Genomic DNA, 16,635 nt, shown 5'->3' on the forward strand with positions numbered 1-16,635 from the left:
ATTAAAAAAATCCGCTCAATTGAGCGGATTTTTTTATTGATTTAAATGCACAATGCGTAGCTGTAAGCTCACATTACCATTAAAGACATTACGGTCTATTTCATAAACCAAATGCACATGGTCACGCATCGGATCAAACTCGAAGCGACCTGCCGCATTAAAAGCAATAGCATCGAAACTATATTGGTCTATCGCTAATCTAAGCTTTAAATGTGTCTCTTTGAGCCAACGAAAATCGATAACTTTAAAATGTCCTTCAAATTGAGGCAGTGGAAATTTTTGTCCCCACGGACCTAATTGCTCAATCCAGTTTAAGGTATCTAATTGCAAAGCAGAGACAGGTAGCTCACCATCGGTCCATAATGTCGCTTGAAAGATTGATTCATCCATAGCAGCTACACAATCATTAAATACGGTTTTAAAAGCTTCAAAGTTTTCTTTACGAATCGTTAAGCCTGCCGCTGCCGCATGCCCACCAAAATGACTCACCAGCTCAGGATGTTGTTCGGCAACTTGTTCAATGGTATCTCGAATATGCACCCCATCAATGGAACGTGCTGAGCCTTTAATATGAATACCATCTTCATCTGGGGCAAACACAATCGTTGGGCGATGAAACTGTTCTTTTAAACGTCCCGCGACAATCCCGATTACACCTTGGTGCCAATTTTCTTCAAACAGAACAAGCGCCGCGGGAATATCTTGTTGTGAGAGTTGTAAACTGTCTAAAGCAGATAAAGCTTGTTGCTTCATCTCCCCTTCAATTTGACGGCGATCGATATTTAACTGATTTAATTGCTGAGCAATGGGGTATGCAGTTTCCATCGTGTCAGCTAATAAACACTCGATCCCAATACGCATACTCTCCATACGTCCAGCAGCATTAATGCGCGGTCCGAGCACAAAACCTAAATCTTGAGCACGTATTGAAGTAGCTTCCCGACCAGCGATATCGAGTAAGGCTAAGATTCCTACTCGACACTGATGTTGCTGAATGCGTTTTACACCTGCATCGACCAAAATACGGTTGTTATAATCTAGGACAGCAACATCAGCATAAGTTCCTAAAGCGACCAAATCTAAATATTGGGTAACTTTACTTGTGCTTTTACCTTGTCTATTGCGTAGGCTCGCCAAATTGGCAAGTACATAAAAAGCAACGCCAACACCTGCCAATGCTTTACTTGGAAACTCACAGCCTAATTGATTTGGATTAACAACTGCTTCTGCAAGTGGTGTTTCTTTAGTCGTTAAGTGATGATCAGTAATAATCACTTGCATGCCTAGAGCATGTGCTGCATCAACACCAGCATGACTAGAAATACCATTATCTACCGTAATTAATAGATCGGGTTGATAGGTGTGATGAGCAAGCTCAGCAATCGCAGGAGTAAGTCCATAGCCATATTTGAAACGATCCGGTACCAAATAGTCGACTTGTGCTCCCATATCGCGAAGCACGAGCATCATTAAAGCAGTGCTGGTTGCGCCATCAGCATCATAGTCCCCCACAATAACTATTTTTTTCTGCTCATCGATGGCTTGATCCATTAATGCTACAGCAGCGTCTAACCCTTTGAGTTCAGGAGCCAGTAAATTCTTAAGCTTTAACTCTAGTTCTTGCTCGGATTGTACGCCCCGTCTTGCCAAAATTTCGGCAATAAACGGAGGCACGCCCTGAAACTGTTCAGGGCGTGTCAATAAAGGTCTTTGTTTAATTTGTATTTTTGTCATTTAAGGCATCAGTCGGTGCAACGTCCATTGACCGTCGATTTTTTCATAACTCAAGCGGTCATGTAAACGATTTGGTCGCCCTTGCCAGAACTCATAATAATCTGGCTGTAGACGATATCCGCCCCAGAACTCCGGCTTATCGAGTACTTCACGGCTTTGAACTTGTTGTTGTAAGTCTTGAAAACGCTGTTGTAACAACTCGCGACTTTCAATTTTGCCACTTTGGGGGGTACTGATATGAGCTGCGATCTGGCTATCACGTGGACGTTTATGATAGTAGTCTATAGATTCCTGTTCAGGAATTTTTACAACATGCCCACCTACTCGTACCTGACGCTCTAGACTTGGCCAATAAAATAACAATTCAGCATATGGATTTTCTGCCAAATCTATACCTTTTTGACTGTCATAGTTGGTATAGAAATCATAACCGGCTTCTGTCGCACCGCGTAACAACACAGTTCTAACATGCGGACGACCACTAGCACTCGCAGTTGCTAATGACATTGCATACGGTTCATGCAAGTTAGCTGCTAAAGCATGATTAAACCAACCTAGAAATTGCTCGTGGGGATTGCTAGCAACTTGAGTCTCGTACAACTCACCTTGTTCATAGCTTAAGCGCAATTCACTTAAGTCTTTAATGACATCACTCATGCCATACACCTTATGCGACTTGTGCCTGTGAACGAACTGCATTTGCTAAATGTTCAGCTAAAGTTTTCACTTCTTGCTCGTTATCACCTTCAACCATGACACGAATGACTGGCTCAGTTCCAGACTTACGAATTAAAATACGTCCACGTCCTTTGAGCTGCTCTTCAGCTTTATTGAACTCAGCAACTAATGCAGGAATAGAATATGGATCAAGCATTTGTTCCAAACGTACATTTACAAGAACTTGTGGGTACAGTTTAAAGTCGTGAACCAATTCGTGCAGCGCTTTGTTCTGCTCAACCATCACGGTTAACACTTGTAATGCTGCAATAATCGCATCACCTGTTGTGCTCTTGTCTAAAGTCAGAATATGACCAGAAGGCTCACCACCTGTTACCCATCCGTTTTCTTCTAAGGCTTGTAATACATAACGGTCACCGACTTTTGCACGAACAAAGCCAACATTTGCTTTTTCAAGCGCGACTTCAAGTGCCATGTTACTCATTACTGTACCAACAACACCTGCTGGCTTGTTTTTTGCCTGAGTCGCTAAAATATATAAGATGTGGTCACCGTCAATTAAGTTACCGAACTTATCAACCATCACTACACGGTCAGCATCACCATCAAAGGCAATACCTAAGTCAGCCCCATGTTCCACAACCGCTTTTTGTAAGTTCTCTGGATGAGTTGAACCACAGTTTTCATTAATATTTAAACCATCTGGCTCATTGTATAAAGCGACAACTTTAGCGCCGAGTTCACGGAAAACCGAAGGGCCAACGCTGTAAGCAGCGCCGTGAGCACAATCCACAACAATTTTTAAATTATTTAAATCAAAATGATATGGGAATGTAGATTTACAAAATTCGATATAACGACCATTTGCATCGGTCACACGAACACTTTTACCTAAGTTTGCAGTGTCTTCGATAAATAAATCTTTTTCTAATTCTTTATTAATTTCTTCCTGCAATGAATCTGGTAATTTTTTACCTTCACTTGAGAAGAACTTAATCCCGTTATCAAAATATGGGTTATGTGATGCAGAAATAACAATCCCTGCATGTGCATGTAAGGCACGGGTAAGATGTGCAATAGCCGGTGTCGGTAATGGTCCAAGTAAGTGAACATATACACCAGCAGCATTTAATCCCGCCTGCAAAGCAGACTCTAAAATATAACCGGATAAACGAGTATCTTTTCCTAATACAACAAGTGGTTTATTTTTCGGACTCGTTCGTTTTAATACCTTCCCTGCAGCAAAACCGAGTTTTAAAGCAAACTCTGGCGTAATCGGCATTTGCCCAAATTTTCCACGAATACCATCCGTTCCAAAATAACTCATAGCTTATCTCATTTTTACGCCACTTCAGCCGTGGCTCATTTCATATATGGCTATTCCGCCATATCTCTTTTCATCGGATTTACTTTACACCAAAAACAAAAAGCCGTCAGTGTACTGACGGCTTTCTTCGTTGTTTTGGTTACCAAAATCTAACCAACACGATAGTTCGGAGCTTCTTTAGTAATCGTTACATCATGAACATGTGACTCAGACATGCCTGCTGAAGTAATTTTCACAAATTTCGCATTTTGGCGAAGATCTTCAATCACAGCTGAACCTGTGTAACCCATCGATGAACGTAAACCACCCATCATTTGATGAACGATGTTACCCATTGGGCCTTTATATGGAACGCGGCCTTCGATTCCTTCTGGTACTAACTTCTCAGCACCCGCTTTTGAATCTTGGAAATAACGGTCAGCAGAACCAGTTGCTCCCGCCATTGCACCTAATGAACCCATACCACGATATGCTTTGTAGTAACGGCCTTGGAAAAACTCAACTTCGCCCGGCGCTTCTTCAGTACCTGCAAGTAATGAACCAACCATGATCGTACTTGCACCCGCACCGATCGCTTTTGCCATATCGCCAGAGAAGCGGATACCGCCATCTGCAATTAAAGGAATTTGATCTTTTAGTGCACTAGCAACGCTGTCAATTGCAGAAATTTGTGGCATACCGATACCAGCCACAATACGTGTTGTACAGATAGAACCAGGACCAATACCCACTTTTACAGCATCTGCACCTGCATCTAATAATGCTAATGCAGCATCACCAGTTGCAATGTTGCCACCAATCACTTGTACTTGAGGGAAGTTTTGTTTCACCCAACGTACACGTTCAATTACACCAGCAGAGTGGCCATGTGCTGTATCAACAACAATGACGTCAACACCAGCTTCAACCAATGCTTCCACACGACTTGGTGTATCAGCACCTGTACCTACCGCAGCGCCAACACGTAAACGACCAAGATCATCTTTACAACTATTTGGATAGCTCTCGGCTTTGCGGAAGTCAGTTACTGTAATTAAGCCTTTAAGTTCGTTGCTCTCGCCAACGACCAAGACTTTTTCAATACGGTGTTTTTGCAATAATGCTTGAATATTTTCTTTAGACTCGCCTTCACGTACAGTGACTAAACGATCTTGGCCTGTCATGATGTTGCTAACAGGTTGTTCTAAATTGGTTTCAAAACGCGTATCACGGCCTGTCACAATACCAACAACCTTGCCGTCTTTAACAACAGGTACACCACTAATGTTATTAGCAGAGGTAATTGCAATCAGTTCACGTACTGTAGTTTCAGGGCTTACAGTGATAGGGTCTTTCACCATACCCGCTTCGAATTTTTTCACACGGCGTACTTCTGCAGCTTGAGCAGCAATATCCATGTTTTTGTGCAAAATCCCGATACCACCATTTTGCGCCATTGCAATCGCCATACGTGACTCAGTCACTGTATCCATTGCAGCTGAAACTAATGGGATATTTAAATAAATGCCGCGAGTTAAACGTGTCTTTAGAGAGACATCTTTTGGGAGAACAGTAGAGTAGGCAGGAAGTAATAAGACATCATCGAAGGTTAGCGCTTCTTGAACGATGGTCAGCATAACAATCTCACTGGTAAATTCCGTGAGCTATTATAAACAAATTTCGATGCAATTTTCATATTATCTTTACCTTTTTCAGCAATAGATATTCGCCTACTCTAAATATTTCCCACTTATTATTGTGTTAGCTTATATTTAACTCACCTGATCATAGTCGTGATCATTCTCTGAATCTGCCGGGCTAACTTGAATAAGAGGAATAAGCTGGTGCGCTAAACGAGCTTTATTACACTGCTCATCCGCAATCTGCACTTCTCTACAGGTAGAACTACGCACCGCATAGATGGAACAACCCACCTCTTTACCAATTTCACCCGTCAAAGCCTGACATCGGGGCTCAGGCTGATTAGTTCCACGCATACATGAATAGACAGGTGTCAAAGGTTCAACTAGATGTTCTTCCATTAACTCGGCCTCAGCCCAGTAAAATGAAACCCGAAAATGTGCACAACATGCCCCACAGCGTAGGCATTCATCTGGAGTCGCAACTTGAGATAACATTTTTATTCAAATTCTCGTCATCAAAAATTTTTCTGCGACGCGAAATCCTAAAAAAATTTCAAATTGGACTCAATATGTCGAATATTATTTTTTATGTTGGACAGCTAAAAATTTGTTCTGTCATTAAGTCTACACCGCATGGCAATGTTTCAATCCAGTCTAAAAACTGATTAATCATCTCTTTACCAATAAATGGACTACCGTGCTGAGGGACAATCATTTCAATATCCATCTGACGGACCATGTTGACCCATAAGCGAATGACTTTATTTGAACACATATAACGTTGATGAAAAGCTTTCATTTTCATCACATGGCTATCAAAATCTTTTAGAGGCTGACTTGCATCATCTACGATGGATGCTCCCATATCGCCCGAAAACAAAATTTTAGCCACGGGATCATAAAACTGAAAATTACCCACCGAATGTAGAAAATGCGCTGGAACGATTACAAGTTTCGATTCACCTAATTGAATCACTTGACCACGATCAGGCAGCTCAATCAGACGGTCTTCCCAATTCCCTTTCATACGCTCACTCATAAATGATGAATTTAAGTGAGGTAAAAAACGTGCCCATAATTTTGAGGCCACCACTTTAGCATCGGTATAGACTAACCAGCGGGGCATTGAGGTGATAATATCTGGATCCTGATGCGAAGCCATCACATAATCAAGATTTTTAAGGCGCGTATATTTATTAAGTTCCATTGTCAACGGAACATAGGTCAAATCACCACCCGGGTCGATCACGGCAGCACGCTCATGATCAATAATTAAAAATTGATTGGCTTGTATGCCTTCCCCTTTGACCAAACTGGTAAAACTAATACATTTGTGTACGCCATTATCAAATAATATCTGTGATGTTGTTTTTTCAAACCCCATAAAATTCCCCAAAAAAACTTTAAATATTAGATATTTTTATTTCCATAATAAAATAATGGGATTCAGTAACTCATGCAATGAATTACTTTATTTTTCTCATAATATTTTAAAATTGATTTTGGTTTTCTTATTTTATAAATGAATCATAATGTTATTTAAAATTAAACTGCAATAAATTAAAATAATTCTCATTATCAAATTTACTTTTTGCGCTGTTTAGGCCTCCCATGACTCAACGCTTTGCTTTTTCAACTTCAAAAACTTTGTTAGCAGTTGCTATTTTTACTTCAATGACAACAAGTCATGCTGAAGAACCGGCAGAACAGCAAAATTCAACCAATGTGTTACCCACTATTTCTATTCAAGCACAAAAAGAAAATCCCACTTCTTATGTCGCAACAAAAGCAAATTCAGCTTTAAAATCAGATGCACCTCTATTTAAAACTGCTCAATCAGTTTCTGTCGTCACCCGTGAACAACTTGACCAAAAACAAGCAAGAACTTTAGCAGATGCACTTGAAGGTGTTGCAGGCGTAGAAGCTGGGAAACTTGGTCGCCGCGGTTGGGATGATTTCATTATCCGTGGGCAAACTTCTTCTGATTCGGTGTATGTCGATGGTTTAAGGGTAGGCCAAAATACTTATGTTGCCACCGAACTATCTGGTATGGATCAGGTACAAATTTTAAAAGGTCCTGCTTCTATTAATTTCGGTTTAGTTGCTCCGGGTGGTATGGTCAATTTAGTGACTAAAAGACCGGAAGCAGAAAGCTTTGCACGTGCTAGCATGACTTATGGTAGTTACAGCCTTAAAGAAGGAACATTCGATTTAAACTACAGCCCAAACAATAGTGAAAAAGGTGCTTTCCGTTTAAATGGACGTATCTCTGATCAAGATGATCCGACCGATTATGTTTATTTTAAAAATTTTTATATCTCGCCTTCTTATAATTTTGACCTCGGTGATAACACCGACCTCTCTATAATCGCAAGCTATCAACACCGCGAATATATTCGTCAGCAAGGTTTACCTGTAATTGGTACATTAAAAGACAACCCTAATGGATCTATAGATCGTAGTTTATATATTGGCGATCCTAATTTCGGTAAATATGAGGCAGATGTTTATCGCACTGGTTATACGTTTAAACATACTTTTGATAATGGCTGGAACTTTAACCAGAATTTTGCCGTACAAAAAACCGAAATGGATGGCAAAGCAGTCTTTGCTCGTACAGGTAGTAACTTTTGGGCAAAAGATAAACAAGGTGAAATTGATTACACGACTATCAGCCGTAGAAATAACAGCCGACACCAAGTTATTGATAACTTAAGCTTCGCCATCGATAACCGTTTAAATAAACAGTTTGATCTATATGGCATGCAGCACGACATTAATATTGGAGTCGATGCTTTTCAGGAAAAAAGTGATTACACCAATGATAAATATGATATTGGTGATTTAAATATCTATAACCCTGTCTATGGTCAGAACGTGACATTGAAGCAAAATGTACGTGATATCAACCGTCTCAAATATCTGGGGCTTTATTTACGCGACCGTATTCAGCTTAATGATCAATTACTTTTAAGCTTATCAGGACGTCAAGATTGGGCACAAACCCAAACTACAAGTTTAGTAACTGGCAATGCGAGTAAACAATCAGATAATGCATTTACGGGCAGTGCTTCTGTCATGTATACCCTCAATGACATTGTGGCACCTTATGTGAGCTACGCTACTTCATTTACCCCAAATAGTGGTACTGATGTAAATAGCAACCCATTTAAGCCAGAAAAAGGAAAACAGGTTGAGGTCGGGATGAAATTACAAAGTCCGGATCAACGAATTCAAGGTGCTATCGCTTGGTATGATCTAAAACGTCAGAATGTTTTGGTTACTGATACTGCGAATAGTGGCTATAAAGTACAACGTGGTGAACAGTTAACTCGCGGTATTGAAACTGAACTTAGTGCAGAAATTTTAAAAGGTTTAAAATTAACGGCTGCATATACCTACACAATTGATGCAGAAATTAGTAAAGATGCAAATGCAAGCAATGTAGGGAAAGCGCTCGACAATATTCCTGAACACGCTTATAGCTTGTCAGCTCGTTACAAATTTGATCCATCATCAAAACTTGGTTGGTATGTAGGTGGTGGTTTCCGAGGTGAAACTTATAAAACTGTTGATGGTTTAGATGTGCATGTTCCGGGCTATACAGTATTTGATACCGAAGCTGGCTATGAGGCTGAGCGTTGGGGTGCTCAACTTGCGATCCGTAATCTATTTGATAAAGATTATTATGCGGGTGCTCTCAACGAAAATTTGGTAACACTCGGCAATCCACGCCAAATTAACTTTACTGTGAAATTTAATTATTAATACTCGTTAGAAAAAACGCACTCTTAATGAGTGCGTTTTTATATAAGCTTAAAATCATTTAAAAGAAGTAATGCTGTACGAGCGTAGAAACACCTACAATGAAGAAAATAGCAGCGCCAATTTTATGAATGAGCGAGATAGATAAACGTTCAGCCAATTTGTTGCCAATAAATACAGCTGGTGCGTTGGCAATCATCATTCCTAAAGTTGTGCCTAACATTACCCAGAAAATGCTGTCATAACGTGCAGCTAAAGCGACTGTTGCAATTTGGGTCTTATCGCCAATTTCCGCCAAGAAAAATAAAATAAAGGTTGCGCCAAAAACGCCAAACTTTTGCCATTTATTAATACTCGCTGTTTCATCATCAAGCTCATCCGGAATAAGCATCCAGAACGCCATCCCAATGAAACCAACCGCAAGTACCCAGACTAAGATTTCAGGGCTTAAAACCGTTGTAATCCACTGCCCAAGCACAGCAGAAATACCATGGTTAATTAAAGTTGCTAAAAGAATCGCGATTAAAATAGGGATTGGCTTACGAAAACGTGCAGATAATAAAAGTGCCAACAATTGAGTTTTATCGCCCATTTCAGCGAGGGCAACAATCGAGGTAGAAATCAGAAATTCTTGCATGTCGGTTCTCTGGCTAGCATAAATGCCTATGACCTACCCCTCCTGCTAGCCAAATATCATAAAATGATTGCAGAGTGGTAAATCAAAGGTCTTGCCAACTCAGGAACGATGAGACGTTTAAGCTATGATGACCATGTTCTGTTGAACAATTATGTTGACCATCACCTATTCACATTTGCTGTGAATAGCGGCTACTCCCCAATGAAGTATGGGCTTATTATATTCGACTAAATCTATTTTTCAAATATTCAGGCAAAAAATTTTACCCATGTCCATACGAATAAACGGGCTATTCCTAACAGCACTGCAAGACAAGCACTTATACTGATAAAACCAATATGGCTGCTACTTGTTCCAGTTTGATATTCAAGGGGTAAAATCAGAGTAGCGACAAACACTTCAATCCCCATGACAACATAAGTCATCCACTCCCAAGGGACGTGCAAAATACTGACCCATATTCCCATCAATAAAAATACAACCAACAACAAGGGCAACATAATTTTCAGAAAACCCAACATTTACTATTTCTCCTTTATGTAATAACGAGAAATGTCTCCTCACTCTCGATAAGTCCTGCTTAATCTGTAGATTAACCTAAAATTAAGTCAAATAGACATTAAAACAAAACCCCGCCGAAGCGAGGTTTTAGTATGTTCTTTCAAAGCATTAGATTAATAAAGTACGAATATCTTTAAGAAGTTTCGTAAGTTTATTTGTAAAGCGCGCTGCATCCGCACCATTAATTACACGGTGGTCATAAGACAATGACAACGGCAACATTAAGCGTGGATCAAAGTCTTTACCATTCCATACAGGCTGCATCGTTGCAGGTGAAATACCCAAAATTGCAACTTGTGGCCAGTTAACTAGTGGCGTAAATGCTGTACCGCCAATTGAGCCCAAGCTTGTGATCGTGAAGTTAGCACCTTGTAAATCTTTCGGCGTTAATTTCTTATCACGCGCTTTTTTACTCAACTCACCTAATTCAACAGCAATTTGCTTAATTGATTTTTGGTCAGGATTACGTAGTACAGGCACGGTCAAACCATCTGGAGTTGCAACCGCAATACCCATATGGATTTCATTACGGAGTAATACAGATTTCTGATCATCTGCTAAGTGACCCGCGAAATAAGGCTCTTCTTTCAACAAGTGAGCTACTGCTTTTGCAATAAATGCTAAAATTGTTAGGCTCACACCTTGTTTCTTAAAGCCGTCTTTCAACTCACCACGCCAAGCTTCTAGCTCAGTAATATCCGCAAGGTCAAACTGAGTTACTTGTGGAATGTAGTTGTTTAAAGACAACTGCGGTACAGAAACTTGCTGTAAACGCGTCATTGGTTTCACTTCACCGCCACCAAAAGCAGTAAAGTCAGGTAATGACGGCAATCCAGCCGGAGCAGCAGTAGCTTGAGCCACTGGTGCAGCTTGCGGCGCAGTTAAACGGCTCTTCACATAAGCAAAGATATCTTCTTTAACAACACGGCCATGCTCACCAGAAGTTTTAACTTGTGACAAGATCACACCAAGTTCACGAGCCAGCTTACGAACAGCAGGACCAGCATACACTTTAGCGTTTTCTGCTTCTTGCTCTTTCGTTAACTTATCAGTACCAGATGTAGGTGCCGCAGGTGCAGACTGAGTTGCAACAGGAGCAGCTGCTTTAGGTGCTGCTGCCTGTGGAGCTGGGGCTGCTTCTGCTTTTGCCGCTGGTGCAGCAGCAGGTGCTTGGCCTTCAGCTTCAATTGTTGCAAGCAATATACCTTGTGAAACTTGTTGGCCTGCTTGCAAGTGAATTGCTTTTACAACACCAGCAACGGTACTTGGAACTTCCACAGTTGCTTTATCTGACTCAACAACAACAAGGCTTTGGTCTACATCAACTTTATCGCCAACTTGAACCAAGATTTCAGCAACGACAGCTTTGTCTACACCCAAATCAGGAACATTGATATCAACTGAACCAGACTGAGCTGGAACCGCTGCCAGAGTTTCTTGCTTTGCAGCAACCGGTTCAGCTGCCGCAGCTGGAGCTGGTGTAGTAGCAGGAGCTTCTGCTTGCGCATTAGATGCAGCTGCTGTTTTCACTTGAATAAGAACAACACCTTCTTTAACGGTATCGCCTTCTTTCACTTGAATACTTTCTACAGTACCAGCAACACTACTTGGAACTTCTACAGTCGCTTTATCCGACTCTACAACCACAATACTTTGTTCAACATCGATCTGGTCACCCACTTTAACGAGGATTTCACCAACCAATGCTTTTTCAACACCGATGTCAGGTACAGTCACTTCAACAGTTGCACTTGATGTAGCGGCAGCAGGTTGAGCTGAAGCTTGTGTTTGTTGCGCAGGTGCTGGAGCAGCTGGCTTTTCAGCCGCAGGAGTTGGTGTTGGTTCCGGTGCTGCTTGTGCCGCACCTTCTGCTTCGATCTCAATCAAAGCAACACCTTCAGTCACATCATCACCTTGATTAATCAAGATACTTTTTACGACACCTGCTGAAGTGCTAGGCACTTCAACAGTTGCTTTATCAGACTCAAGCACAACGATACTGTCGTCAACTTCAACACGGTCGCCAACTTTTACTAAAATTTCAGCGACGTTTGCTTTATCTACACCAATATCAGGGGTCTTAATTTGCATGCTTAGTTCCCCTCACCTGTTTGCGTTTCATTGTATTCAGCAACTGGCTGAACTTCCGGATGTGCTTGCGGCGCCCATGCAACCGGACGGTCAGTATCTAGCTCAAAGTTAGAAATTGCATCTTTCACTAAACGTGCGTCTACTTCACCTTCGTCAGCTAATTTTTTCAAGGTAGCAACAACGATGTGCGCAGCATCAACACCAAAGAAACTACGTAAGTTCGCACGTGTATCTGAACGGCCGTAACCATCTGTACCCAATGCAACAAATGGGCGACCATCTGGAAGATAAGCACGGATTTGTTCACTGTAAGCACGCATATGGTCGGTAGCAGAAACTACGATACCTTCCGTACCACGTAATTGTTTAGATACCCAAGATTCTTTAACTTCTTCAGCAAGTGGGTGTAGGCGGTTGTATTCTTCACATGCCATACCATCACGTGCCAATTCATTGAAGCTTGTTACACTCCAAACGTTTGAATGGATTTGGTATTCATCACGTAAGATTTTCGCAGCTTTAATCACTTCACGAAGGATTACACCTGAACCAAGTAACTGAACAGTTGCTTTTTCATCTTTCTCGAATAAATACATACCACGTTTAATGCCTTCTTCAACGCCTTCTGGCATTGCAGGATGCTCGTAGTTTTCATTCATTACAGTTAAGTAATAGAACACACGCTCTTGGTTCACATACATACGTTGTAAACCGTCATGCACGATGACAGCCAACTCATAACCAAAACATGGGTCATAAGATACGCAGTTTGGAATCGTGTTCGCCAAGATGTGAGAATGACCGTCTTGGTGCTGTAAGCCTTCACCGTTCAATGTTGTACGACCCGCAGTCGCACCTAACAAGAAACCTTGAGCTTGTGCGTCACCCGCAGCCCATGCAATATCACCAATACGTTGGAAACCAAACATTGAGTAGTACATGTACATTGGAATCATTGGCAAGTTATTGGTTGAATAACTTGTCGCTAACGCAGCCCATGCACTCATCGCACCTGCTTCGTTAATCCCTTCTTGTAACATGTGACCGTCTTTTGCTTCACGGTAATGCATTAACTGCTCTTGGTCTTCCGGTGTATATTTTTGACCGTGAGCGGCATAAATACCAAGCTGACGGAACATACCCTCTAAACCAAAAGTACGTGCTTCATCTGGAACGATTGGCACTACGCGGTCTTTAATTGCTTTTTCTTTAAGTAAAGCAGCAATTAAACGAACCATCACCATAGTGGTTGATTGTTCTTTGCCACCCGAACCTTTCAACACTGCATCAAATACAGATAAATCAGGAATCGCTAAAGATTCACTCTCACGACGACGTGCAGGTAAGTAACCACCTAACGCTTCACGACGCGCTTTCATATATTTCATTTCTGGAGAGTTTTCACTTGGGCGATAGAATGGAAGCTCTTCTAATTGCTCATCTGTGAATGGAAGATTGAAACGGTCACGTACATATCTTAAAGAGTCGATTTGCATCTTTTTGATTTGGTGTGTTTTATTCACCGCTTCAATTTCTTCAGATAAGCCATAACCTTTAATGGTTTTCGCCAAGATTACTGTTGGTTGACCTTTTGCTTTCATCGCTTCTGCATATGCAGCAAAAACTTTGTAAGGGTCATGACCACCACGGTTAAGATTATCGATATCTTCATCGCTTAAATCTTTTACAAGTTCCGCAGCTTCCGGGTACTTACCAAAGAATTTTTCGCGTGTATATGCGCCGCCTTTTACTTGATAACGCTGATAGTCACCATCAACAGCTTCTTCCATACGTGCTTTTAATGCGCCGCTTGTGTCTTTAGCTAGTAATGGATCCCAATGACGACCCCATACTACTTTAATGACACGCCAGCCTGCGCCACGGAAGATTGATTCAAGTTCTTGAATAATTTTACCGTTACCACGTACAGGACCATCTAGACGCTGTAAGTTACAGTTAACTACCCAAATTAAGTTATCAAGCTTCTCACGACCAGCTAGTGAGATCGCGCCTAAGCTTTCTGGCTCATCCATCTCGCCATCACCGAGATATGCCCAAACTTTACGATCTTCTTCTTTGATCAAGCCACGGTTCATCAAATATTTTTGAATGTGCGCTTGATAAATCGACATGATTGGACCAAGACCCATTGATACAGTTGGGAATTGCCAATAGTCTGGCATTAAATATGGATGTGGATAGCTTGGTAAACCGTTACCGCCAACTTCACGGCGGAAATTACTTAACTGTTCTTCAGTTAAACGTCCTTCAAGGAATGAACGTGCATAAATACCAGGAGCACAGTGTCCTTGGTAATAAATCATATCTCCGCCAAAGTTATCACTGTTAGCGCGGAAGAAATGGTTAAAACCTACGTCATATAATGTTGCACTTGATGCGAAGCTCGCCAAGTGACCACCTAAATCATCACCTGTTTTATTCGCGCGAAGTACCATTGCTAAGGCATTCCAACGAATCAATGCACGAATACGGCGTTCCATATCTTGGTCGCCTGGCATTGCAGGTTGCTCTTCAACAGAAATTGTATTTAAGTAAGGTGTATTGAGACGTTGAATTGGAACATGCTTAGCAATTGCTTGTTGGTAAAGTTTTTCCAACAAGAATGCCGCTCGCTCAGTTCCCATGTGTTGTAAAACTGAATCGAATGCATCTTGCCATTCTTGGGTTTCTTGTGCGTCGGAGTCACCGTAAAACGCCATAATTCACCTGTTCCTTGTTCTCTAATCTACTTTGTATTTTTACCACGTTTTACCCCTTTCAAGTTATTGCCACGGGTGAATGTGGGGGGGGCATATTATTTTCTGAATGAATAGTCATTGACCGAGCAGTAAACAAAATAACAAAAAAACGCCAATAAAGGCGTTTTTTTATACAATCATTACGTTAAAAAAGGTTTAAGTTAATTTCAAATTCATAAATTTAATAACCTTGACCTTAGAGGCAATGCAATTAAGGCAACATTGCCAAGTAAGTTGATGGATTCTTACGTTGACCATCTTTAACTACTTCATAATGTAAATGTGGACCAGTACAACGGCCTGTACAACCGACATTAGCAATATGGTCACCAGCAGAAACCTGATCACCTACTCGAACCATTAAGCGTGAAGCATGCGCGTAACGTGTTAAATAACCATTACCATGGTTAATTTCAACATATTGGCCATAACCTGTGCCCCAGCCTGATTTAGTCACAATACCCGGGCCAGTCGCATAGATTGGCGTACCACTTGGTGCAGCCATATCTAAACCACCATGATGCTCTGCACGACCACCCATGGTACGACCACCAAAGTTAGAAGAAACACGTACTGTATCAGGAAGAGGATGAGAAACTAACCAAGAATAAGGATTTGAAGAAGAGGTTTTAAATGAGTTTTTAGCTGTCGTTGTGCCGTATTTCTTTGCCAGTGAATCATTGTTGAGTTCAACTGTTTTCTCACGTAAAGTCACTGAAACTTTTGCACTCGCCGGAAGATCTAAATCATCAGGATGAGTATATGAGCCTTGAGATAGTGTTTTTGATAACTGTTCCAATCGATCTGAATCAGTAGATTGGTTAATATTTTGATAATCTGCAAAAGCAACCGATGCTGCCGAAGCGGCAAGTGAAAACGCTAATAAAATACGACGCGTGTGCATAAAAACCTCTTGAAACTGTTCTTACTCAAGTTCCTTATGATCTCTTCCTTGATATCGGTTGAAATGAACGCTTAAGATTAGGACAACAAACCATTTGAGAATGATCAATGTCTAAACCCGATAACGTTTTTCAACAAACCGGAAAACACATAAAAACAGGAAACCTTACGTTTCTAACAACGCAAGTCGCGCAATGGCAAAGACTTACGAAAATAATCCAACCCTTATTGCCCCAACCGGAACAATGGCAAGTCGTGTGTTATCAAAATGGCTCTTTAATTATTACTGGTGAAAATCAGGCAATGATTAGTCAACTCAGCTATTTACAGAGCCAATATGTATCTAAATTATCTCAACTTGAAGGATTAAAAGACTTACAAAGAATTCAAGTGCGCTTAAGAAATAAAACTATTCCTGTAACGACCTCATCTGAGCCTTCTAAATCCATCCCCCCGGAAACACAAGAAATGTTACGTAGTGCCGCCGACTTCGTGAGCGACCCTAAGCTTAGCCAAGCTTTACTACGTTTGGCAAGCAATAAAAAATGATGAGCTTTC

General features: G+C 41.1%; 13 protein-coding genes and 1 riboswitch. Of the genes, 2 read left to right on the plus strand and 11 right to left on the minus strand.

Going from position 1 to position 16,635, the window contains the following annotated elements:
• Positions 1 to 33: 33 nt before the first annotated feature.
• The 6 genes from recJ to NQ782_RS06695 form a co-directional block, all read right to left on the minus strand.
• Positions 34 to 1,734: a single-stranded-DNA-specific exonuclease RecJ gene (gene recJ / locus NQ782_RS06670; protein ID WP_000161610.1), complete on the minus strand. Its 1,701-nt coding sequence runs from the start codon at positions 1,732 to 1,734 to the stop codon at positions 34 to 36.
• A complete protein-coding gene (gene pdxH, locus NQ782_RS06675; RefSeq protein WP_057093279.1) occupies positions 1,735 to 2,391 on the minus strand; it encodes a pyridoxamine 5'-phosphate oxidase in 657 nt (218 codons plus the stop codon). It lies immediately after the preceding gene.
• A gap of 10 nt (positions 2,392 to 2,401) precedes the next feature.
• Entirely contained in the window at positions 2,402 to 3,739 is a 1,338-nt protein-coding gene (gene glmM / locus NQ782_RS06680; protein WP_002132444.1) for a phosphoglucosamine mutase, read from the minus strand.
• 149 nt (positions 3,740 to 3,888) lie between these two features.
• Positions 3,889 to 5,355: an IMP dehydrogenase gene (gene guaB / locus NQ782_RS06685; protein ID WP_000956023.1), complete on the minus strand. Its 1,467-nt coding sequence runs from the start codon at positions 5,353 to 5,355 to the stop codon at positions 3,889 to 3,891.
• A gap of 135 nt (positions 5,356 to 5,490) precedes the next feature.
• A complete protein-coding gene (locus NQ782_RS06690) occupies positions 5,491 to 5,856 on the minus strand; it encodes a YkgJ family cysteine cluster protein (RefSeq protein ID WP_000952249.1) in 366 nt (121 codons plus the stop codon).
• Between the two features lie 91 nt (positions 5,857 to 5,947).
• Positions 5,948 to 6,745, minus strand: coding sequence for an MBL fold metallo-hydrolase (locus NQ782_RS06695; RefSeq protein ID WP_000505322.1), 798 nt, complete (start codon positions 6,743 to 6,745; stop codon positions 5,948 to 5,950).
• Between the two features lie 227 nt (positions 6,746 to 6,972).
• Here NQ782_RS06695 and NQ782_RS06700 point away from each other — a divergent pair, with 227 nt between their 5' ends.
• The gene (locus tag NQ782_RS06700; protein ID WP_057094366.1) at positions 6,973 to 9,129 is read left to right on the plus strand and encodes a TonB-dependent siderophore receptor; all 2,157 of its coding nucleotides are present in this window, start codon (positions 6,973 to 6,975) and stop codon (positions 9,127 to 9,129) included.
• Positions 9,130 to 9,187: 58 nt separating this feature from the next.
• On the opposite strand, the gene NQ782_RS06705 is transcribed toward NQ782_RS06700, so the two are convergent.
• From NQ782_RS06705 to NQ782_RS06725, 5 genes are all read right to left on the minus strand, one after another.
• Complete coding sequence (locus tag NQ782_RS06705) at positions 9,188 to 9,763, minus strand: TMEM165/GDT1 family protein (protein WP_001154986.1); 576 nt, start codon at positions 9,761 to 9,763, stop codon at positions 9,188 to 9,190.
• 15 nt (positions 9,764 to 9,778) lie between these two features.
• Positions 9,779 to 9,975: riboswitch (yybP-ykoY riboswitch) on the minus strand.
• A gap of 36 nt (positions 9,976 to 10,011) precedes the next feature.
• Positions 10,012 to 10,284, minus strand: coding sequence for a hypothetical protein (locus NQ782_RS06710; RefSeq protein WP_267581182.1), 273 nt, complete (start codon positions 10,282 to 10,284; stop codon positions 10,012 to 10,014).
• A 148-nt stretch (positions 10,285 to 10,432) separates the two neighbouring features.
• On the minus strand, positions 10,433 to 12,415 hold the full coding sequence (locus tag NQ782_RS06715; protein ID WP_057094370.1) for a 2-oxo acid dehydrogenase subunit E2: 1,983 nt from the start codon (positions 12,413 to 12,415) through the stop codon (positions 10,433 to 10,435).
• A gap of 2 nt (positions 12,416 to 12,417) precedes the next feature.
• Complete coding sequence (aceE, locus tag NQ782_RS06720; RefSeq protein ID WP_000896433.1) at positions 12,418 to 15,135, minus strand: pyruvate dehydrogenase (acetyl-transferring), homodimeric type; 2,718 nt, start codon at positions 15,133 to 15,135, stop codon at positions 12,418 to 12,420.
• Between the two features lie 250 nt (positions 15,136 to 15,385).
• Positions 15,386 to 16,078, minus strand: a complete 693-nt coding sequence (locus tag NQ782_RS06725) for a M23 family metallopeptidase (protein WP_000557460.1) — start codon at positions 16,076 to 16,078, stop codon at positions 15,386 to 15,388.
• A 107-nt stretch (positions 16,079 to 16,185) separates the two neighbouring features.
• On the opposite strand from NQ782_RS06725, the gene NQ782_RS06730 reads away from it, so the two are divergent.
• Entirely contained in the window at positions 16,186 to 16,626 is a 441-nt protein-coding gene (locus NQ782_RS06730; RefSeq protein WP_000042455.1) for a DciA family protein, read from the plus strand.
• Positions 16,627 to 16,635 lie beyond the last annotated feature (9 nt).

Source organism: Acinetobacter sp. BD54 (assembly GCF_044778325.1).
GTDB classification, from domain to species: domain Bacteria; phylum Pseudomonadota; class Gammaproteobacteria; order Pseudomonadales; family Moraxellaceae; genus Acinetobacter; species Acinetobacter baumannii.

Excerpts from the sequence above, each read along its gene's own strand:
- NQ782_RS06715 (WP_057094370.1), bottom strand. The coding sequence starts at position 12,415 with ATGCAAATTAAGACCCCTGATATTGGTGTAGATAAAGCAAACGTCGCT.
- pdxH (WP_057093279.1), bottom strand. The coding sequence starts at position 2,391 with ATGAGTGATGTCATTAAAGACTTAAGTGAATTGCGCTTAAGCTATGAA.
- NQ782_RS06710 (WP_267581182.1), bottom strand. The coding sequence starts at position 10,284 with ATGTTGGGTTTTCTGAAAATTATGTTGCCCTTGTTGTTGGTTGTATTT.
- recJ (WP_000161610.1), bottom strand. The coding sequence starts at position 1,734 with ATGACAAAAATACAAATTAAACAAAGACCTTTATTGACACGCCCTGAA.
- NQ782_RS06695 (WP_000505322.1), bottom strand. The coding sequence starts at position 6,745 with ATGGGGTTTGAAAAAACAACATCACAGATATTATTTGATAATGGCGTA.
- NQ782_RS06705 (WP_001154986.1), bottom strand. The coding sequence starts at position 9,763 with ATGCAAGAATTTCTGATTTCTACCTCGATTGTTGCCCTCGCTGAAATG.
- aceE (WP_000896433.1), bottom strand. The coding sequence starts at position 15,135 with ATGGCGTTTTACGGTGACTCCGACGCACAAGAAACCCAAGAATGGCAA.
- NQ782_RS06725 (WP_000557460.1), bottom strand. The coding sequence starts at position 16,078 with ATGCACACGCGTCGTATTTTATTAGCGTTTTCACTTGCCGCTTCGGCA.
- guaB (WP_000956023.1), bottom strand. The coding sequence starts at position 5,355 with ATGCTGACCATCGTTCAAGAAGCGCTAACCTTCGATGATGTCTTATTA.
- glmM (WP_002132444.1), bottom strand. The coding sequence starts at position 3,739 with ATGAGTTATTTTGGAACGGATGGTATTCGTGGAAAATTTGGGCAAATG.
- NQ782_RS06730 (WP_000042455.1), top strand. The coding sequence starts at position 16,186 with ATGTCTAAACCCGATAACGTTTTTCAACAAACCGGAAAACACATAAAA.
- NQ782_RS06690 (WP_000952249.1), bottom strand. The coding sequence starts at position 5,856 with ATGTTATCTCAAGTTGCGACTCCAGATGAATGCCTACGCTGTGGGGCA.
- NQ782_RS06700 (WP_057094366.1), top strand. The coding sequence starts at position 6,973 with ATGACTCAACGCTTTGCTTTTTCAACTTCAAAAACTTTGTTAGCAGTT.